This window comes from Enterobacter chengduensis (genome assembly GCF_001984825.2).
Taxonomy (GTDB): Bacteria; Pseudomonadota; Gammaproteobacteria; order Enterobacterales; family Enterobacteriaceae; genus Enterobacter; species Enterobacter chengduensis.
The window spans coordinates 4,030,295-4,050,185 of the sequence record NZ_CP043318.1; the positions used below are offsets into that span (position 1 = coordinate 4,030,295).

At 58.0% G+C, this 19,891-nt stretch carries 21 protein-coding genes; 4 read left to right on the plus strand and 17 right to left on the minus strand.

Going from position 1 to position 19,891, the window contains the following annotated elements; genetic code table 11:
* The first annotated feature begins 42 nt into the window (after positions 1-42).
* Both FY206_RS19490 and FY206_RS19495 read left to right on the plus strand, forming a co-directional pair.
* Positions 43-1,245: an MFS transporter gene (locus FY206_RS19490; RefSeq protein ID WP_032643082.1), complete on the plus strand. Its 1,203-nt coding sequence runs from the start codon at positions 43-45 to the stop codon at positions 1,243-1,245.
* On the plus strand, positions 1,242-1,619 hold the full coding sequence (locus FY206_RS19495) for a DUF4440 domain-containing protein (RefSeq protein ID WP_032643084.1): 378 nt from the start codon (positions 1,242-1,244) through the stop codon (positions 1,617-1,619). Before FY206_RS19490 ends, FY206_RS19495 begins: the two co-directional genes overlap by 4 nt.
* A gap of 52 nt (positions 1,620-1,671) precedes the next feature.
* Here the strand turns inward: FY206_RS19495 and rpoS are convergent, their stop codons facing one another.
* The 13 genes from rpoS to cysG form a co-directional block, all read right to left on the minus strand.
* Positions 1,672-2,664: an RNA polymerase sigma factor RpoS gene (rpoS, locus tag FY206_RS19500; protein ID WP_008499600.1), complete on the minus strand. Its 993-nt coding sequence runs from the start codon at positions 2,662-2,664 to the stop codon at positions 1,672-1,674.
* A gap of 59 nt (positions 2,665-2,723) precedes the next feature.
* Complete coding sequence (gene nlpD, locus FY206_RS19505; RefSeq protein ID WP_032643085.1) at positions 2,724-3,848, minus strand: murein hydrolase activator NlpD; 1,125 nt, start codon at positions 3,846-3,848, stop codon at positions 2,724-2,726.
* A 116-nt stretch (positions 3,849-3,964) separates the two neighbouring features.
* Positions 3,965-4,591: a protein-L-isoaspartate(D-aspartate) O-methyltransferase gene (locus FY206_RS19510; RefSeq protein WP_032643087.1), complete on the minus strand. Its 627-nt coding sequence runs from the start codon at positions 4,589-4,591 to the stop codon at positions 3,965-3,967.
* Complete coding sequence (gene surE / locus FY206_RS19515; protein ID WP_032643089.1) at positions 4,585-5,346, minus strand: 5'/3'-nucleotidase SurE; 762 nt, start codon at positions 5,344-5,346, stop codon at positions 4,585-4,587. Before surE ends, FY206_RS19510 begins: the two co-directional genes overlap by 7 nt.
* Positions 5,327-6,376 carry a tRNA pseudouridine(13) synthase TruD gene (truD, locus tag FY206_RS19520; RefSeq protein WP_032643091.1) on the minus strand — a complete coding sequence of 350 codons (1,050 nt, stop codon included), beginning with the start codon at positions 6,374-6,376 and terminating at the stop codon, positions 5,327-5,329. Before truD ends, surE begins: the two co-directional genes overlap by 20 nt.
* Entirely contained in the window at positions 6,373-6,852 is a 480-nt protein-coding gene (gene ispF / locus FY206_RS19525) for a 2-C-methyl-D-erythritol 2,4-cyclodiphosphate synthase (protein WP_029741541.1), read from the minus strand. The genes truD and ispF overlap by 4 nt, the downstream gene beginning before the upstream one ends.
* Entirely contained in the window at positions 6,852-7,562 is a 711-nt protein-coding gene (gene ispD, locus FY206_RS19530) for a 2-C-methyl-D-erythritol 4-phosphate cytidylyltransferase (RefSeq protein ID WP_032643093.1), read from the minus strand. The genes ispF and ispD overlap by 1 nt, the downstream gene beginning before the upstream one ends.
* Positions 7,563-7,581: 19 nt before the next feature.
* Positions 7,582-7,893, minus strand: coding sequence for a cell division protein FtsB (ftsB, locus tag FY206_RS19535; RefSeq protein WP_008499609.1), 312 nt, complete (start codon positions 7,891-7,893; stop codon positions 7,582-7,584).
* A 166-nt stretch (positions 7,894-8,059) separates the two neighbouring features.
* Positions 8,060-8,386: a DUF3561 family protein gene (locus FY206_RS19540; protein WP_032643095.1), complete on the minus strand. Its 327-nt coding sequence runs from the start codon at positions 8,384-8,386 to the stop codon at positions 8,060-8,062.
* Positions 8,387-8,444: 58 nt separating this feature from the next.
* Positions 8,445-9,050: an adenylyl-sulfate kinase gene (cysC, locus tag FY206_RS19545; RefSeq protein ID WP_032643097.1), complete on the minus strand. Its 606-nt coding sequence runs from the start codon at positions 9,048-9,050 to the stop codon at positions 8,445-8,447.
* Positions 9,050-10,474 (minus strand): sulfate adenylyltransferase subunit CysN, encoded by a 1,425-nt coding sequence (gene cysN, locus FY206_RS19550; protein WP_032643099.1) that lies wholly within the window; start codon positions 10,472-10,474, stop codon positions 9,050-9,052. Before cysN ends, cysC begins: the two co-directional genes overlap by 1 nt.
* Positions 10,475-10,483: 9 nt before the next feature.
* Positions 10,484-11,392: a sulfate adenylyltransferase subunit CysD gene (gene cysD, locus FY206_RS19555; RefSeq protein WP_006811770.1), complete on the minus strand. Its 909-nt coding sequence runs from the start codon at positions 11,390-11,392 to the stop codon at positions 10,484-10,486.
* A gap of 9 nt (positions 11,393-11,401) precedes the next feature.
* Positions 11,402-12,751: a siroheme synthase CysG gene (cysG, locus tag FY206_RS19560; protein WP_167513863.1), complete on the minus strand. Its 1,350-nt coding sequence runs from the start codon at positions 12,749-12,751 to the stop codon at positions 11,402-11,404.
* A 246-nt stretch (positions 12,752-12,997) separates the two neighbouring features.
* Between cysG and FY206_RS19565 the strand changes: the two genes are divergently transcribed.
* Positions 12,998-14,041, plus strand: coding sequence for an aminopeptidase (locus FY206_RS19565; protein ID WP_077064200.1), 1,044 nt, complete (start codon positions 12,998-13,000; stop codon positions 14,039-14,041).
* Between the two features lie 117 nt (positions 14,042-14,158).
* Here the strand turns inward: FY206_RS19565 and cysH are convergent, their stop codons facing one another.
* The 3 genes from cysH to cysJ are packed head-to-tail and all read right to left on the minus strand — an operon-like array spanning position 14,159 to position 18,426.
* Positions 14,159-14,893: a phosphoadenosine phosphosulfate reductase gene (gene cysH / locus FY206_RS19570; protein WP_032643105.1), complete on the minus strand. Its 735-nt coding sequence runs from the start codon at positions 14,891-14,893 to the stop codon at positions 14,159-14,161.
* 15 nt (positions 14,894-14,908) lie between these two features.
* Positions 14,909-16,621 carry an assimilatory sulfite reductase (NADPH) hemoprotein subunit gene (cysI, locus tag FY206_RS19575; RefSeq protein ID WP_032643107.1) on the minus strand — a complete coding sequence of 571 codons (1,713 nt, stop codon included), beginning with the start codon at positions 16,619-16,621 and terminating at the stop codon, positions 14,909-14,911.
* Positions 16,621-18,426, minus strand: coding sequence for an NADPH-dependent assimilatory sulfite reductase flavoprotein subunit (gene cysJ, locus FY206_RS19580; RefSeq protein ID WP_032643109.1), 1,806 nt, complete (start codon positions 18,424-18,426; stop codon positions 16,621-16,623). The genes cysI and cysJ overlap by 1 nt, the downstream gene beginning before the upstream one ends.
* 306 nt (positions 18,427-18,732) lie before the next feature.
* On the opposite strand from cysJ, the gene queD reads away from it, so the two are divergent.
* Positions 18,733-19,095 (plus strand): 6-carboxytetrahydropterin synthase QueD, encoded by a 363-nt coding sequence (queD, locus tag FY206_RS19585; protein ID WP_032643111.1) that lies wholly within the window; start codon positions 18,733-18,735, stop codon positions 19,093-19,095.
* A gap of 88 nt (positions 19,096-19,183) precedes the next feature.
* Here the strand turns inward: queD and queE are convergent, their stop codons facing one another.
* Entirely contained in the window at positions 19,184-19,855 is a 672-nt protein-coding gene (queE, locus tag FY206_RS19590; RefSeq protein WP_032643113.1) for a 7-carboxy-7-deazaguanine synthase QueE, read from the minus strand.
* Positions 19,856-19,891 lie beyond the last annotated feature (36 nt).

The following is a 19,891-nucleotide window of genomic DNA, read 5'->3' on the forward strand; positions in this document are numbered from 1 at the left end:
TCCCGGATCGATACGATACGCCACCTCACCGGAGGATCCACCATGACGTATCGCAGCAAAGTCGCCGCTGTTTATCTGCTGGGCTTTTTTCTTGATTTGATCAACATGTTTATTGCCAGCGTCGCCTTCCCGGCAATGGCTCACGCCTTTAACACCACGCCTTCAGCGCTTGCCTGGGTCAGTAACGGGTACATTGCCGGCCTGACGCTGGTGATCCCGTTCAGCAGCATCCTCACGCGCCGCATCGGACCAAAGCGCGTCATCCTGCTCTCGCTTTTTCTGTTCAGCGCAGCCTCTGCGGCGGCGGGCCTGTCTGCTACGCTTGAAGGTCTGATCGCCTGGCGCGTACTCCAGGGCGTGGGAGGTGGGTTATTGATCCCCGTAGGACAGGCGCTGACCTGGCAACAGTTTAAACCTCACGAGCGCGCCAAGCTCTCCTCGGCGGTGATGCTGGTCGCGTTGCTTGCCCCCGCCTGCTCCCCTGCTATCGGGGGCCTGCTGGTGCAGGCGCTAAGCTGGCGGTGGATATTTTTCGCCACGCTACCGGTTGCTGTCGCGACCTTTGTGCTGGCCTGCCTGTGGCTTAAACACGAAATGCCCGCGATGAAAACGGCCAGACTGCTAAACCTGCCGTTGCTTGCGAACCCGCTTTTGCGCTTCTCTATGCTGGTCTATATCTGCGTACCCGGCATGTTTATTGGGGTGAACGTTACGGGGATGTTTTATCTTCAGCAGGTGGCGCACATGAGTCCGGCCGCGACGGGGATGCTCATGCTGCCGTGGTCCGTGGCATCTTTTGTCGCCATCACGGCAACGGGACGCTATTTTAACCGTATCGGCCCCCGGCCGCTGATCGTCTTCGGCTGCCTGCTGCAGGCGACGGGTATTCTGCTTTTGGTTAACGTCAGTTCAGCTACGCTGCTCCCTGCCGTTGCGTTTACCCTGATGGGCGCGGGGGGAAGCCTGTGCAGCAGTACGGCTCAGAGCAGCGCGTTTCTGACGACGCGCCCGGAAGAGATGCCGGATGCCAGCGCGCTGTGGAACCTTAATCGTCAGCTGAGCTTTTTTGGCGGAGCCCTGCTGCTGGCGCAGGCGCTGAACCTGGCACAGACCTGGCTAACGCCGCTCGCCGCATGGCACGGGATGTTTATTTTTGCCGCAGGCATGACCTTGCTGCCTGTACTGTATGCTTTTCGTCTTAACAATACGCAGGTGCTGAGCCAGCTGCGACAGGAGAATGCATGACGCCTTTCGAACACGACATTATCGACCTCCACATTGCGCTTGAAGAGTGGTTAGGCAAAGGGGAAGGCGACCCCGATGCCCTGCTCGCCCGCTTCGGTCCAGATTTTCTGATGATCCCGCCGGGCGGTGCTCATATCGACTATAGCGGCCTGGCCAGCTTTCTGGAAAACCAGCGCGGAAGCCGTCCCGGACTGAAGATCGTCATTGATGAACTCTCCACGATCCAGCGCTGGGAGGGGGGCGCGGTGCTTCACTACCGGGAGACGCAAACCCGGCCAGAGCTGCCCGTCAACGTGCGCTGGTCAACCGCGGTGCTCAGTCAGGAAGGCGATCGGATAGTTTGGCGTCTACTGCACGAAACGGCCCAGCCGTAACGCAAAAGAAAAAGGCCCGTCTCACGACGGGCCTTTTTTGACGAAAGGTTGCTTATTCGCGGAACAGCGCTTCGATATTCAGACCTTGCCCCTGCAGGATTTCACGCAGGCGGCGCAGACCTTCAACCTGAATCTGACGAACACGTTCACGGGTCAGGCCAATTTCACGGCCGACGTCTTCCAGTGTCGCAGCTTCATACCCCAGTAAACCGAAACGACGTGCCAGCACTTCACGCTGTTTGGCGTTCAGTTCGAACAGCCATTTGACGATGCTCTGCTTCATGTCATCGTCCTGCGTGGTGTCTTCCGGACCGTTGTCTTTTTCATCGGCCAGGATGTCCAGCAGCGCTTTTTCGGAATCGCCACCCAGCGGTGTGTCAACCGAGGTAATGCGCTCGTTGAGACGCAGCATACGGCTTACGTCATCAACCGGTTTATCGAGTTGTTCGGCAATTTCTTCTGCGCTTGGCTCGTGGTCCAGCTTATGGGACAACTCGCGCGCGGTACGCAGATACACGTTCAACTCTTTGACGATGTGGATCGGCAGGCGGATCGTACGGGTCTGGTTCATAATAGCCCGTTCGATGGTCTGACGAATCCACCAGGTCGCGTAGGTTGAGAAACGGAACCCGCGTTCCGGGTCAAACTTCTCAACTGCGCGGATGAGGCCTAAGTTACCCTCTTCAATCAGGTCCAGCAGGGCCAGACCACGATTGCCGTAACGGCGGGCAATTTTCACGACCAGTCGCAGGTTACTTTCAATCATGCGACGACGCGAGGCAACATCACCACGCAAAGCACGACGTGCGAAATAGACTTCTTCTTCGGCCGTTAGCAGTGGGGAGTAACCAATCTCCCCAAGGTAAAGCTGAGTCGCGTCCAGTACACGCTGTGTGGCGCCCTGCGATAACAGCTCTTCTTCAGCCAAATCGTTATCACTGGGTTCCTCTTCTACTAAGGCTTTTTCGTCAAAAGCCTCTACTCCGTTCTCATCAAATTCCGCGTCTTCATTTAAATCATGAACTTTCAGCGTATTCTGACTCATAAGGTGGCTCCTACCCGTGATCCCTGAACGAGACACCCCGGCTGGCATGCCCCGTCAAATTATCGCTGCGGCAAGTACTGCAGCGGGTTTACGGATTTCCCCTTGTAACGAATTTCAAAATGCAAGCGTGTAGAACTGGTTCCGGTGCTACCCATGGTAGCGATTTTTTGCCCCGCCTTAACTTCTTGTTGTTCCCGGACCAGCATTGTGTCGTTATGGGCGTAGGCACTCAGGTAATCATCGTTATGTTTGATGATAATAAGATTACCGTAACCGCGCAGAGCGTTACCGGCATACACAACGCGCCCGTCTGCGGTCGCGATGATAGCCTGTCCTTTACTCCCTGCGATATCGATCCCTTTATTTCCCCCTTCGGAGGAAGAGAAGTTCTCGATAACCTTGCCGTCAGTTGGCCAGCGCCATGCAGAGATTGGCGAACTGGAGGTCATACTGCTGGCAGTCGGTTCAGTAGAGCTAACCACAGGTGCCGTTACCGGTGCTGTGACAGTAGTCGCAGTCCCTTTATTATTCGGCAACATTTTGTTAGCAGTCTGATCACCTGAGTCCTCAGAATACGTAATTACAGGTTGTGAAGCAACCACCGTGGTGGATTTTTGTGCAGGCTTAACGCTGTTATTTTGAGCCGTTACGTCGGCCGCTGAAACGGTGTTGCCAGGCGTCAGCGGCGTGCCCGTCGCGTTGCCTACCTGGAGCGTTTGCCCGACTTCCAGACCGTATGGGGCCTGGACGTTATTGCGCTGTGCGAGGTCGCGGAAATCGTTCCCGGTGATCCACGCAATGTAGAACAGCGTATCGCCGCGTTTCACGGTATAGGTGCTGCCGCCGGTGTAGCTGCCTTTCGGAATGTTCCCATACTGGCGGTTATAGACTATGCGGCCATTTTGGGTCTGAACAGGTTGTTCAACTGGCTGAACCTGCATTGGCTGTGTAACAGGATGTTGCACAGGCTGAATCTGTGGTGTTTGCTGCGGCGCAGCGGTACCCATTTTAGGCGGCGGCGTGATTAACATTCCGCTGGACGTGTTACCGGAGCCGCTGTTTCCACCGACGGAACTGACCGGCGCAGGCGCGTTGTTAGAACTTGTACAGCCTGCCAGCCAGAGTGAAACCAGTGATAATGCCGCAACACGGCTGATGGTGAATTTAGGGCTTCCCGCGCTCATTTATCCCCCAGGAATGTGTTAACTACCAGTGACTTAAAATTTACCGTGATGGCACGAATCTTTCGCGCCACACCATACGCTGAATTTGCCTTAATAACCCTGGATAAATCCGAGTCTCAGGCCAACTCCCCCTTCACCAGAGGCACAAAGCGCACGGCTTCCACGGTGTCGATAATAAACTCGCCGCCGCGCCGACGAACGCGCTTCAAAAGCTGCTGCTCATCTCCGACGGGCAGAACAAGAATGCCCCCTTCATCCAGCTGCGACAACAGGGCTGCTGGAATTTCAGGCGGGGCCGCCGTCACGATGATCGCGTCAAACGGGGCCCGAGCCTTCCAACCCTGCCATCCATCACCGTGTCGTGTCGAAACATTATGTAAATCCAGTTGTTTCAGGCGGCGACGCGCCTGCCACTGTAACCCTTTTATCCGCTCAACGGAGCAGACGTGATGAACCAGATGCGCCAGGATTGCGGTTTGATACCCCGAGCCGGTGCCGATCTCCAGCACGCGGGAGTCGGGCGTCAGCTCCAGCAGCTCGGTCATGCGCGCCACCATGTAAGGCTGCGAAATCGTCTGGCCTTGCCCAATAGGCAGCGCCACGTTTTCCCACGCTTTGTGCTCAAACGCCTCGTCTACAAATTTCTCACGCGGAACCTGGGCAAGCGCTTCAAGCACGTGCTCGTCGCGGATCCCCTGTGCGCGAAGTTGTTCCAGAAGAGTTTGTACACGTTTGCTTACCATTGCGCGTTCACTCCTGCGCGTTCCAGCCAGCCAGACACCACATCATGCGCGCTATACGCGGTTAAATCTACGTGCAGCGGGGTAACCGAAACATAGCCTTCATCCACGGCGGCAAAGTCGGTATCCGGACCCGCATCGCATTTATCGCCAGGAGGGCCGATCCAGTAAAGCGTGTTGCCGCGAGGATCCTGCTGCGGGATCACCTGATCGGCCGGATGACGGCTGCCGCACCGCGTGACGCGGATGCCTTTAATGTCATCCAGCGGGAGATCCGGCACGTTGATATTGAGAATCCGCCCGGTACGCAGCGGCTCGCGGCCGAGCGCCCGCAGGATCGAACAGGTCACCGCGGCGGCGGTGTCGTAGTGCGTGTGGCCGTTTAATGAAACCGCCAGCGCCGGGAACCCCAGATGGCGACCTTCCATTGCGGCCGCCACGGTACCGGAATAAATCACGTCGTCGCCCAGGTTAGGCCCGGCGTTAATGCCGGAGACGACGATATCCGGACGCGGTCGCATCAGCGCGTTCACGCCCAGAAAAACGCAGTCGGTTGGCGTACCCATCTGCACGGCAATATCGCCATTTTCAAAGGTAAAGGTGCGAAGCGACGACTCCAGCGTCAGAGAGTTAGACGCTCCACTGCGGTTACGATCGGGCGCCACGACCTGCACATCCGCAAATTCACGGAGGTGTTTTGCCAGGGTCTGAATGCCCGGCGCGTGGATCCCGTCATCGTTACTCAGCAATATTCGCATAATCACCCGAGGTGTTGATAAGTTCCCTGACAACGCTGGTGGCAAAGCTACCTGCCGGCAGCCAGAAGCGTAACTCGACGGTTATGTCATCCCACCAGTTCCAGCTTAGCTGCTGCGGGTAGAGCAGCATCGCGCGGCGTGCCGCGTCGACTTTTTCCCGCACCAGCAAGGATTGCAGTTCTGGCGCATCCGCTACGGCTGACTGCTCGGCGGCGAGGGCGTCGCCCTGCGTTCCCCAGTCGCCCGTACCGGGCAACGCGGCGGTGATCATCAGCGCTTTTGCGTCCACGCGCGACTGCACATCGGCCATCTCTTCGGCCGTTGCCACAAACCAGCTTCCGCGTCCCGCTAATTGTAGCGCATCGCCAACAACAACTTGATTCGCGTCCGGTTTTTTCAGCCTTTCGCTCACAATCTGATTAAACAACGCGCTGCGGGCCGCCGACAACCAAAAACTGCGTTTATTCCTGTCCCGCACCGGCGCATCGCTTTGCGCCCAGCGCAGTGCGCCCTGCAGGTTATTGCCGCCAATGCCAAAGCGCTGTGCGCCAAAGTAGTTCGGCACGCCGCGTTCATTGATAGCGTTTAGCCGTTTTTCAACGTCGTCACGGTTTGTCACTTCGCGCAGCACGAGGGTAAACGCGTTACCTTTCAACGCGCCCAGTCGCAGCTTGCGCTTGTGGCGGGCAAACTCCAGTACCTTACAGCCCTCAAGCTCAAATTTGCTTAAATCAGGCATCGTATTGCCGGGAACGCGCGCGCAGAGCCACTGTTCAGTGACGGCGTGTTTATCTTTTTGCCCGGCAAAGCTCACTTCGCGGGCATGAATTTTGAGGAATTTTGCCAGCGCGTCGGCCACAAAGCGGGTATTGCAGCCATTTTTCAGAATACGCACCAGGATATGTTCGCCTTCGCCATCCGGCTCAAAGCCCAGGTCCTCGACCACGAGGAAATCTTCAGGGCTGGCTTTCAGCACGCCGTTCCCCTGCGGTTTGCCGTGCAGGTACGTCAGGTTGTCGAAGTCCGTCATTTGCTCGCCTTCAGCAGCAGCGCCACGGCTTCACAGGCAATCCCTTCGCCGCGCCCGGTAAAGCCCAGCTTTTCGGTCGTTGTCGCTTTGACGTTCACGTCGTCCATATGGCAGCCCAGATCTTCTGCAATAAACACGCGCATCTGCGGAATGTGCGGCAGCATTTTCGGCGCCTGGGCAATAATCGTCACGTCGACGTTGCCGAGGGTGTAGCCTTTCGCCTGAATGCGGCGCCACGCTTCGCGCAGCAGCTCGCGGCTGTCTGCGCCTTTAAATGCCGGGTCGGTGTCCGGGAACAGCTTGCCGATATCCCCCAGCGCGGCCGCGCCAAGCAGGGCGTCGGTCAGCGCATGCAGCGCCACGTCGCCATCAGAATGCGCCAGCAGACCCTTTTCATAAGGAATACGCACGCCGCCAATGATAATTGGGCCTTCTCCGCCAAAGGCGTGTACATCAAAACCGTGTCCAATTCGCATTATGCCTTCTCCTGATGGGTCGAACGGGTAAGATAGAATTCCGCGAGCTGTAAATCTTCCGGACGCGTCACTTTAATATTATCAGCACGTCCTTCAACAAGCGTTGGGTGGAAGCCGCAATACTCCAGCGCAGAGGCTTCGTCCGTAATGGTCGCACCTTCTTTAAGCGCTCGCGTTAAGCAGTCGTGGAGTAGTTCGCGGGGGAAAAACTGGGGCGTCAGCGCGTGCCATAAATCGACGCGATCGACGGTGTGGGCAATAGCCTGTTTGCCCGGCTCGGCACGCTTCATGGTGTCGCGCACCGGCGCGGCTAGAATCCCGCCAACCTTGCTGGTTTCGCTCAGCGCCAGCAGGCGCGCAAGGTCGTCCTGATGCAGGCACGGACGCGCCGCGTCATGCACCAGTACCCAGGGCGCGTTTCCGGCAGCCTGGATGCCCGCCAAAACGGAATCGGCGCGCTCGGCGCCACCGTCAACGACGGTAATCTGTGGATGATTTGCCAGCGGTAGCTGCGCGAACCGCGCATCGCCAGGGCTGATAGCGATGATCACACGCGTCACCCGTGGGTGCGCCAACAGCGCGGCCACGGCGTGCTCGAGGATCGTTTTATCGCCAATAGAGAGGTATTGCTTGGGACATTCTGTCTGCATGCGCCGGCCAAAACCTGCGGCTGGCACCACGGCGCATACGTCCGAAAAAGTTACTGCCATGTCGTAATCCTGGGCCTGATTATCGATTGTTTTGTGCTGAGCCCTGATTGCGTTTAGACGCATCCGGTACCAGACGATAAAAGGTTTCGCCCGGCTTAGTCATACTGAGTTCATTGCGTGCGCGTTCCTCAATCGCCTCTTGCCCGCCATTGAGGTCATCAATTTCAGCAAAGAGTTGATCGTTTCGCGCCTTAAGTTTGGCGTTTGTTGCCTGCTGAGCCGCAACGTCATCGCTCACCCGGCTGTAGTCGTGCAGTCCGTTCTTACCGAACCACAGCGAATATTGCAGCCAGATTAGCAAAGCCAGCAACAGCAGCGTTAGTTTACCCATCCTGCCCCCTGAAAAACGGCATCATCATCCCAAGACTTCCCCAGAGCACTACGCCGGGGTAACAGAGATGCCGCAACATCGCGGGCAAATGTACCACATTTTTTCCGCAGAATCGTCCTGCACAATATCGTTACACAGTTGGTTACGGTTTGAATTATGGCTGAAGTTAGCCCATGAGCCACAAAAATAACAGACCAAACATCAGAACCACCGTCACAATCGTGACCACGGTGCTGTACAGGATCTTACCATTGAGCAGCGAATGAAGCGCAATGCCGACGACAACCGCCACGGGCATCAGCGCCAGAAAGAAAGGCCAGGTGTAGAGAAAGAAGAACAGCGTGTTGCCGCCGTAGATAAGAAACGGAATGCCCAGCGCCAGCAACCATGAGACGAACCCGATGATGGCCCCAGGAAATGACCAGGTCGTTTCGTCGTCGGTCGCGAGCGGTTCCGACCCGGTGGTGGTGATGTAATGTTCACTGTTGCGCATAGCTAATCCTGTGACCGTGACTCATCGTTCGGGAAGACAGCTCCCGAACGATACCGTCTCAGGATCTGATAATATCGTCCCGTCTGAGCAGGTCTAATAATTGGCTTACTAAATTTGTTACCAATTGTTGACCTTCCAGGTGAATTTCAGGCGATTCAGGCGCTTCGTACACCGCGTCAATGCCGGTGAAGTTGCGCAGTTCTCCGGCCCGCGCTTTTTTGTACAGCCCTTTCGGGTCGCGCGCTTCACAAATTTCCAGCGGCGTATCGACAAACACCTCGATAAAGCGATCCTGGCCCACGCGTTCGCGCACCGTCTGGCGCTCGGCGCGGTGCGGAGAGATAAACGCGGTCAGCACCACCAGCCCGGCGTCAGCCATCAGGCTGGCGACTTCGCCCACCCGACGGATGTTCTCTTTGCGGTCGTCGTCGCTAAACCCTAAATCGCTGCACAGGCCGTGACGCACGTTGTCGCCATCCAGCAGGTAGGTGCTTACGCCCTGCTGATGCAACGCCTCTTCCAGCGCGCCCGCCACCGTTGATTTACCCGAGCCGGACAGCCCGGTAAACCACAGCACCACCCCACGGTGACCGTGGAGCTGTTCGCGCTGCGCGACGGTGACCGGATGAGGATGCCAGACGACGTTCTCATCATGAGCGGCCATTATTTGCCTCCCAGCAGATCGCGCGCGCCCCAGTGCGGGAAGTGTTTACGCACCAGCGCGTTCAGCTCCAGCTCGAAGGCGCTGAATTCAGAAGCAACGGTCGCCTGCTCGTTTGGTTCACGAACCATCCCCGCGCCGACGGTAACGTTAGTCAGACGGTCGATAAAAATCAGCCCGCCCGTAACCGGGTTCTGCTGATACGGGTCCAGCACCAGCGGTTCGTCGAAGGTGAGATCGACCAGACCAATACCGTTCAGCGGGAGCTCGCTCACGTCACGGTGGGTCAGGTTGTTGATGTCCACCTGGAACTGAATGCCGTCCACGCGGGCGCGGGTTTTCTTGCCCGCAATTTTGATGTCGTAGCTTTGGCCTGCGGTCAGGGGCTGTTCCGCCATCCACACCACGTCCACGGACGCACCCTGCACGGCCGCCAGCGTTTCCTGCGCGTCGACCAGCAGGTCGCCCCGACTGATATCAATTTCGTCTTTAAGCACCAGCGTAACCGCTTCACCGGCACCCGCTTCCTGCAGGTCACCGTCGAAGGTGACGATGCGCGCGATGGTGGATTCCACGCCGGACGGCAGCACCTTAACGCGCTGGCCGACCTTCACGGAGCCTGACGCGAGGGTGCCCGAGAAGCCGCGGAAATCGAGGTTTGGACGATTCACGTACTGCACCGGGAAGCGCATCGGCTGAGTGTCGACCACGCGCTGAATCTCAACGGTTTCCAGCACCTCCAGCAGCGTCGGACCGCTGTACCACGGCATGTTCGCGCTCTGGGAGGCGACGTTATCCCCTTCCAGCGCCGAGAGCGGCACAAAGCGAATGTCCAGGTTGCCCGGCAGCTGTTCGGCAAAGGTCAGGTAGCTCTGGCGGATCTCCTCGAACGTCTCTTCGCTGAAGTTCACCAGATCCATCTTGTTGACCGCCACCACCAGGTGTTTGATCCCCAGCAGCGTCGAGATAAAGCTGTGACGACGGGTCTGATCCAGCACGCCTTTACGCGCGTCCATCAGCAGGATCGCCAGGTCGCAGGTGGATGCGCCGGTCGCCATGTTACGGGTGTACTGCTCGTGCCCCGGGGTGTCGGCGATAATAAATTTGCGCTTCTCGGTGGAGAAGTAGCGGTAGGCCACGTCGATGGTGATGCCCTGCTCGCGCTCCGCCTGCAGGCCGTCCACCAGCAGGGCCAGGTCGAGCTTTTCACCCTGGGTACCGTGACGCTTGCTGTCGTTGTGCAGAGAAGAGAGCTGATCTTCGTAAATCTGGCGCGTATCGTGCAGCAGGCGGCCAATCAGGGTACTTTTCCCGTCATCCACGCTGCCGCAGGTCAGAAAACGCAGCAGGCTTTTGTGTTGTTGCGCGTGCAGGTACGCTTCCACGCCGCCTTCGTTGGCAATTTGTTCAGCAATAGTGGTGTTCATGGCGGCTCCTTAGAAATAACCCTGACGTTTCTTCAGCTCCATGGAGCCTGCCTGGTCGCGGTCAATCACGCGCCCCTGTCGCTCGCTGGTGGTGGACACCAGCATCTCTTCAATGATCTCCGGCAGCGTCTGCGCGCTGGATTCCACCGCGCCGGTCAACGGCCAGCAGCCGAGAGTACGGAAACGCACCATCTGTTTTTTAATCACTTCGCCCGGCTGCAGGTCGATGCGATCGTCGTCGATCATCATCAGCATGCCGTCGCGCTCCAGCACCGGACGCTCCGCGGCCAGGTACAGCGGAACGATTTCGATGTTTTCCAGATAGATGTACTGCCAGATATCCAGCTCGGTCCAGTTGGAGAGCGGGAAGACGCGGATGCTTTCGCCCTTGTTAATCTGGCCGTTGTAGTTGTGCCACAGCTCCGGACGCTGGTTTTTCGGATCCCAGCGGTGGAAGCGGTCGCGGAAGGAGTAGATACGCTCCTTGGCACGCGATTTCTCTTCGTCACGGCGCGCGCCGCCGAAGGCCGCGTCAAAACCGTATTTATTCAGCGCCTGCTTCAGCCCTTCGGTTTTCATGATATCGGTGTGCTTGGCGCTGCCGTGCACGAACGGGTTAATACCCATCGCCACCCCTTCCGGGTTTTTATGCACCAGCAGCTCGCAGCCGTAGGCTTTCGCGGTACGGTCGCGGAATTCGTACATTTCGCGGAATTTCCAGCCGGTGTCCACGTGCAGCAGCGGGAACGGCAGCGTACCCGGATAAAACGCTTTACGCGCCAGATGCAGCATGACGCTGGAATCTTTACCGATGGAGTACATCATCACCGGGTTAGAAAACTCGGCGGCCACTTCGCGGATAATATGGATACTCTCCGCTTCGAGCTGCCGCAGGTGTGTAAGACGTTTTTGGTCCATAACCGTTCCTTAAGCCAAATTTACGACAGAAGAGCCAAAGCCTTCTGCATCGGTTGTGTGCTGAAACCAGGCGAGCGTGCTGTGCAGCTGCACCACTTCACCCACCACGATAAGGGCGGGCATCGGGGCGTCTTTCGCCAGGGTTGCAAGATGCTCCAGGGTCCCCGTCGCAACGTGCTGATCGACGCGGGTGCCGCGAGAAATAACGGCAACGGGCGTCGTCGCCTCGCGGCCGTGCTGAATAAGCTGTTCGCTGATGTCTGCCGCCTTCATGGTGCCCATGTATATCGCCAGCGTCTGGCGGCTCTGGGCGAGATGCGACCAGTCAAACGGCGTGCTGTCGGCCTTGTAGTGGCCGGTCACAAAGGTGACGCTCTGGGCGTAATCGCGGTGGGTGAGCGGGATACCGGCATAGGCCGTTACCGCAGAGGCCGCCGTAATGCCGGGCACCACCTGGAACGGTACGCCCGCTTCGGCTGCCGCCTGCAGCTCTTCGCCGCCGCGACCGAAAATAAACGGATCGCCCCCCTTCAGGCGCACCACGGTTTTACCGGCTTTGGCGGCGTCAACCAGCATCCGGTTGGTGTCGTGCTGCGGCACAGAGTGCTCGCCCGCCCGCTTGCCGACGCAGATTTGCTCCGCGTCGCGTCGGATCAGCTCGCGCACGCCGTCGGTGACCAGATGATCGTAAAACACCACGTCCGCGTCCTGCAGCACCTGCAGGCCGCGCAGCGTCAGGAGCCCGGCATCGCCAGGCCCCGCGCCCACCAGAATGATTTCCCCGCCCGTGCTGCCGGGGTTATCCAGTTCGTCTTCGAGAATTTTCTGCGCCGCGGTCTCATTGCCGGCCTGCATCAGGCTGGCAAAGCGGCCGCGAAACACGCGCTCCCAGAAGCGACGGCGTTCCGTCACGCTGGTCAGGCGGGTTTTCAGGTGGTTGCGCCAGTAGCTGGCCTTCTCCGCCATGCGCCCGAGGCTGGTCGGCAGTAGCGCTTCGATTTTTTCCCGCAGCACGCGCGCCAGCACCGGTGCGGTACCGCCGGAGGAGATCGCCACCAGCAGCGGCGAACGGTCAACGATCGACGGGAAAATAAACGAGCATAAAGGCTGATCGTCCACCACGTTCACCAGGCGGTAACGGGCCTGAGCGGCGTCGGAGATCCGCCGGTTCAGTTCGCGGTCTTCGGTCGCCGCAATCACCAGCACGACGCTGTCGATCTGTGATTCGTCAAAATCCGCTCCTGCAACTACCCGCACCTGCGCCCCTGCGCGATGAAGAAACGCGATTTTGCGATCGGCGATTTCACCCGTGCCAACAACCAGCACCGGCTTCTCTTTTATCGCAGCAAATAAGGGCAGATAGTCCACAAGCAACAACTCACTAACAACGAGGAATAAAGGGACTATAGGGGGCGGCTTAGACCGAATGAAATTACGAATTGGAATGAGTAGTTACTCAATGGAATAACGCCGTGAAAATGCTAATACCAAAAAGTGCTTAACACGCGACATTTCGGGCATTTAAGAACAATTCAAATTGTGTATGGACGATCACAGTTTCATACTAGACGGGTTATTATTTTGCTCTGTTTTTAAGGACTCACTATGTTTTCCGCAATGCGCCACCGTATTGCTGCCCTGGCGCTCGGCGTTTGCTTTATTCTTCCCGCTCAGGCAAAAAACCCACCTTATGGTGAAATCGCCAATATGCAGGCTCGGCATATTGCCACGGTCTTCCCTGGCCGCATGACCGGCTCGCCTGCGGAAATGCTCTCCGCCGACTATCTTCGCCAGCAGTTTGCCGACATGGGTTACCAGAGCGATATCCGGTCGTTTCACAGCCGCTACGTTTATACCTCACGAAATAAAACGAAAAACTGGCATAACGTGACCGGCAGTACGGTGATTGCGGCACACGAAGGCAGCGCAAAAGAGCAAATTATTATTATGGCGCACCTTGATACTTACGCCCCGATGAGCGATGCCGACACGGATAACAATCTCAGCGGGCTGACGCTGCAGGGCATGGACGACAACGCTGCAGGCCTGGGCGTGATGCTTGAACTGGCCGAGCGGATGAAAGATATCCCCACCCGGTATGGCATTCGTTTTGTGGCCACCAGCGGTGAAGAAGAGGGCAAACTCGGCGCTGAGAATCTCCTTAAGCGCATGAGCGCTGAGGAGAAGAAAAATACGCTGCTGGTGATCAATCTCGATAACCTGATCGTCGGCGACAAGCTCTATTTCAACAGCGGGCAGAGTACGCCGGGTACCGTGCGGAAACTGACGCGCGACCGGGCGCTGGCTATTGCCCGCAGCCATGGCGTATATGCCACCAGCAATCCCGGCGGGAACCCGGATTATCCGCGAGGCACCGGCTGCTGCAACGACGGCGAAGTGTTCGATAAGGCAGGCATTCCGGTGCTGTACGTGGAAGCGACAAACTGGGCGCTGGGCAAGAAAGATGGCTATCAGCAGCGGGCGAAAACGAAAGCCTTCCCGGACGGGACAAGCTGGCACAACGTGATGCTGGATAATCAGCAGCACATTGACAGCGCGCTGCCGCAGCGGATTGAGCACCGCAGCCGGGACGTGGTGAAGGTGATGCTGCCGCTGGTGAAGGAGCTGGCGAAAGCGGGGAAAGCCTAGTACTTATTTTCCCCTCGCCCCTGCCCTCTCCCCAAAGGGGCGAGGGAGAAAAGACGGCTCCGAGCAATCCCCTCTCTCCTTTGGGGAGAGAGTTAGGGTGAGGGGGAGGTTAAGGAATTACCCTTCGTGCAATCCGCACTCGCGCTTCAGCCCAAAGAATCGCGTCTCTTCTTCCGCCATTCCCGGTTCCCATTTGCGCGTGGTGTGGGTGTCGCCCACCGACAGGTAGCCCTGGTCCCACAGCGGATGGTACTTCAGCCCGTGTTTTTGCAGGTACTGATACACCGTCCGGTTATCCCAGTCGATTATCGGCAGCACCTTAAAGACCCCGCGCTGAACCGCCAGCACGGGCAGCGTGGCCCGGCTGCCGGACTGCTCGCGGCGCAGGCCCGCAAACCACGTCTGCGCGTTAAGCTCTTTCAGCGCCCGGTTCATCGGCTCGACTTTGTTGATCTCATTGTATTTCTCAATGCCCTCAACGCCCTGCTCCCACAGCTTGCCGTAGCGCGCCTCCTGCCAGGCCGCGCTTTCCGTCGCGCGGTAGACTTTCAGGTTCAGCCCGAGCCTGTCCGTCAGCTCGTCAATAAACTGGTAGGTTTCCGGGAACAGGTAGCCGGTGTCGGTGAGGATCACCGGAATGTCCGGACGGATCTGATTCACCAGATGCAGGCTGACCGCCGCCTGAATACCAAAGCTCGACGAGAGCACATAGTCTCCCGGCAGGTTTTCCAGCGCCCAGGCCACGCGCCCTTCGGCGTCCAGCTTTTCAAGGTGGGCGTTGGTTTCTGCCAGTGCCAGAATGCGTTCGACTTTTGGCAGGTCATTAAGGGCGTTTAGATCGAGTACGGACATAATTACCTCTCGTGGTTACTCCCAGAAATCCCTTGCGGGATCGAGCACCGGGCGAATGATGCCCGCACGCACCGTAAAGTCGCCGAAGCCTTCACCCGCTTCGCGCTCTTTCGCCCAGCGCCCGACAAGCTCGTCGATGGAATCAAGAATTTCCGGCTCGGTGATGTTCTCACGGAACATGCGCGGAATGCGCGTGCCGATACGGTTACCGCCCAGGTGCAGGTTATAGCGACCCGGCGCTTTCCCCACCAGCCCCAGCTCGGCCAGCATCGCGCGGCCGCAGCCGTTCGGACAGCCCGTCACGCGCATAACAATATGCTCGTCCGGAATGCCGTGTTTTTCCAGAATCGCTTCCACCTTGTCGGTAAATGACGGCAGGAAACGTTCCGCTTCGGCCATCGCCAGCGGGCAGGTCGGGAACGACACGCAGGCCATGGAGTTTTCACGCTGCGGTTTAACCGCATCCATCAACCCATGATCGCGCGCCAGCTTCTCGATTTTCGCCTTCTGGCTCTCCGGCACGCCGGCAACGATCAGGTTCTGGTTGGCGGTAATGCGGAACTCGCCCTTGTGGATTTTCGCGATTTCCAGCAGGCCGGTTTTCAGCGGACGGTCCGGATAATCCAGAATACGGCCGTTTTCGATAAACAGCGTCAGGTGCCATTTATTGTCGATGCCTTTCACCCAGCCAATGCGATCGCCGCGGCCGGTGAATTCGTAAGGGCGGATCGGCTCAAACTTGATGCCCGCGCGACGCTCAACTTCTTCTTTGAACGTCTCGACGCCCACGCGCTCCAGAGTGTATTTGGTTTTCGCGTTTTTACGGTCGGTGCGGTTGCCCCAGTCGCGCTGGGTCGTCACCACCGCTTCCGCCACGGCCAGCGTGTGCTCCAGCGGCAGGAAGCCGAACTCGCTCGCAGTGCGGGCGTAGGTTTTCTTGTTACCGTGCTCGATGGACAGACCCCCGCCCACCAGCAGGTTAAAGCCGACCAGCTTGCCGTTTTCGGCAATCGCCACGAAGTTCATGTCGTTGGCGTGCAGGTCGATATCGTTTTGCGGCGGGATCACGACCGTGGTTTTAAACTTACGCGGCAGATAGGTCTGGCCGAGAATCGGCTCTTCGTCGGTGGTCGCGACTTTCTCCTGATCGAGCCAGATCTCCGCATAGGCGCGGGTGCGCGGCAGCAGGTGCTCGGAGATCTTCTTCGCCCACTCGTACGCTTCGGCGTGCAGCTCGGACTCGTACGGGTTCGAGGTGCAGAGCACGTTACGGTTCATGTCGTTGGCGGTCGCCAGCGCGTCCAGCCCGACGGAGTGCAGCATCTGGTGCACCGGCTTGACGTTCTTCTTCAGAATGCCGTGGAACTGGAAGGTCTGACGGTTGGTCAGGCGGATGCTGCCGTAAATCGTGTTTTCACCCGCGAACTTGTCGATGGCTTGCCACTGTTTAGTGGTGATCACCCCGCCCGGCAGGCGGCAGCGCAGCAGCATCGCGTGACGCGGCTCCAGCTTCTGTTCGGCGCGCTCGGCGCGGATATCGCGGTCGTCCTGCTGGTACATACCGTGGAAACGGATCAGCAGGAAGTTGTCGCCTTTGAAGCCGCCGGTGAGACCGTCATTCAGATCTTCAGCAATGGTGCCGCGCAGGTAGTTGCTCTCTACCTTCATGCGCTCGGCGTCTGTCAGTTTACCTTCGACCACCAGTGGCCCTGGATGTTTTTCGCTCATTAGTAGACATCTCGCTGATAACGGCGCTCAACGCGCAGCTCACTTAAAAATTCATCCGCCGTTTCGGCATCCATACCGCCGAATTCGGCAATCACTTCCAGCAGTGCCTGCTCAACGTCTTTCGCCATGCGATTGGCGTCGCCGCAGACATAAATGTGGGCACCGTCATTGATCCAGCGCCACAGCTCTGCGCCCTGTTCGCGCAGTTTGTCTTGTACGTATACTTTTTCTTTCTGGTCGCGGGACCAGGCCAGATCGATGCGGGTCAGCACGCCTTCTTTCACATAGCGCTGCCACTCAACCTGGTAGAGGAAATCTTCGGTGAAGTGCGGGTTGCCGAAGAACAGCCAGTTTTTACCCGGCGCCTCGTCTGCCGCGCGCTGCTGCATAAAGGCGCGGAACGGCGCAATGCCGGTGCCCGGGCCGATCATGATCACCGGAGTTTCCGGGTTCGCCGGCAGGCGGAAGTTGTCGTTGTGCTCGATAAACACGCGCACTTCACCCTCTTCCTCCACGCGGTCCGCCAGGAAACTTGATGCCCCACCCGCACGGGCGCGGCCTTCGATGTCGTAGCGCACCACGCCGACGGTAACATGCACTTCACTCTCCACTTCGGCCTGGGATGAAGCAATGGAGTAGAGGCGCGGGGTCAGCGGACGCAGCAGGCCGATCAGCGCATCGGCATCCAGCTGTGCCGGAGAGAAGCGCACCATGTCGACAATCGGCGTCGTCGCGGCGTAATGCTGCAGCTTCGCTTTGTCGCCCACCAGCGGCAGCAGGGATTCACTGCGCGTGAGGGTGGCATAATTCTCGACGATGTTCGGGGTGTTGACCGTCAGTTCAAAGTGCCACTGCAGGGCGTCGGAAAGCGGCTGGGTTTTGCCGTCAACGGTGACGGGCTCGTCGCCCTTAAGCCACAGCAGCTCAACCAGCTCTTTCACCAGCGCCGGATCGTTCTGATACCAGACGCCCAGCGCATCGCCAGGCTGGTAGCGCAGACCGGAATCGCCCAGATCGATTTCGATATGACGGACGTCTTTTTCCGAGTCGCGGCCGGTAATTTTCTGGTTCACCGACAGGCTTGCCGTCAGCGGCGCCTCTTTGGTGTACGGGCTGGTGTGGATGTCGTTAACGGCTCCCGTCGCGGTGAACGCGGCCTGCGCCGACGTCTCTTTCGGCACGCGCGCTTTTAGCACCTCAACGATGCGCGCACGCCATTCATCGGCGGCGGCCTGGTATTCGACATCCGCGTCAACGCGGTCCAGCAGGCGCTCCGCGCCCAGCTCCGCCAGCCTGCTGTCGAAGTCTTTGCCGGACTGGCAGAAGAATTCATAGGAGGTATCGCCCAGGCCAAATACGGCAAACGCCGTACCGTCCAGCTTCGGCGCTTTTTTCGAGAACAGGAACTTATGCAGCGCCACCGCTTCTTCAGCGGGTTCACCTTCACCCTGCGTGGAGGCAACCACCACCAGCAGTTTTTCCGACGCGATTTGCTTGAATTTATAATCCCCGGCGTTGACCAGGTTCACGTTCAGCTTGGCAGCGAGCAGGTCGTCGCGAAGCCGCTCGGCCACGCGGCGGGCGTTGCCCGTCTGCGAGGCGGAAATCAGCGTAATAGCGGGAATTTCCACAGCCGTTGCCGGTGCGCCCGCGACAGCGCCAGGCTGCTGATTAAGCATTCCCCAGAAATAACCGGAGACCCAGGCAAGCTGAGTGGGAGAAAAATCAGAGGTGGCAGCCTGAAGGCGCGCCAGTTGCTCCGGGTTCAGGGGAAGCAGATTTGAAGGTGGGGCCTGTGTTGTCATGCGTCGTTATGTTCCAGTAGCCAAGCGGACTTTAAGCGAATAAATCCAAACTGAAGATAAGGTTAACGGCGAGGATAATAACAATTAAAGAAGGGATGGAAATAATAAATAACCAAATGGACTAACCTGTTTTGGTTGTCACGCTTAGCGATAAAAACGATTAATTAACCCACTGAAAAACATCGATAAAAACAACAAAAAACGCCTGTTAACGAGACGCCAGGCTTCAGAGCCGTTTTAGTTAATGCTAAAAATTGTGCTTTCCGGTACTATGCGGCGGTTTTTTCCGCATTACTGAGAGCGATCATGTCCACCACACTGTTTAAAGATTTCACCTTCGAAGCCGCCCACCACCTTCCACACGTTCCTGCCGGACACAAATGTGGCCGTCTGCACGGGCATTCGTTCATGGTGCGTCTTGAGATCACCGGTGAAGTTGATCCGCATACCGGTTGGATCATGGATTTTGCCGAGCTGAAGGCGGCGTTTAAGCCGACCTACGATCGTCTGGATCACTACTACCTGAATGAGATCCCGGGCCTTGAAAACCCGACCAGCGAAGTGCTGGCAAAATGGATTTGGGATCAGATGAAGCCGCTGGTACCGCTGCTGAGCGCGGTGATGATCAAAGAGACCTGTACCGCTGGCTGTATCTATCGCGGGGAGTGATGCTTGCCGGGTGGCGGCTTCGCCTTACCCGGCCTACAAAAGCCTCGAACCGTAGGCCCGGTAAGCGCTAGCGCCACCGGGCTTTTTTTTAGGCAATATTCAGGTACTTGTGCGTCTGCATCGACAGACGCCAGTTGCGCGCAATACAGGTTTCAATGCACAGGCGCGTCGCATCCTCTTTCTGGCTGATAGGCTGCAGGGCAATCACCCGCTGCTTTTCATCCGTCAGCGTGGCCAGCAGTTCATCCAGCGCTTCAATATCGCGCACGCGCCCTACCGGGTGCTTAATCTCATCCGCGCGCTCCAGCGCCTGAGACAGCACGTCATACCCGCCGCGCATATTCACTTTTGGCGATACCGTCACCCAGGTCGCGTGCGAACAGCGCACTTCGTGGGTGCCGCTGGTTTCAATCTGGCAGCTGTAGCCGTTCTTTTCGAGCAGCTCGGTCAGCGGCGTCAGATCGTGGATGCAGGGTTCACCGCCGGTGATCACGACGTGGCGCGCCGTCCAGCCCTGACGACCAATAATGGCCAGCAGATCTTCTGAACTGCCCGCGCCCCACTTATCGCTCTCTTTGGTTTTCGCCAGAATGCTAAACAGCGACACTTCCCGATCTGCGAGCTTATCCCACGTATGTTTGGTATCACACCAGGCACAGCCAACCGGGCATCCCTGTAAGCGAATGAAAATAGCGGGAACGCCGGTAAAGTAACCCTCGCCTTGCAGGGTCTGGAACATCTCGTTAATCGGGTACTGCATAGTCATCTCAGTTAAGGGGATAAACGATAAGTATCG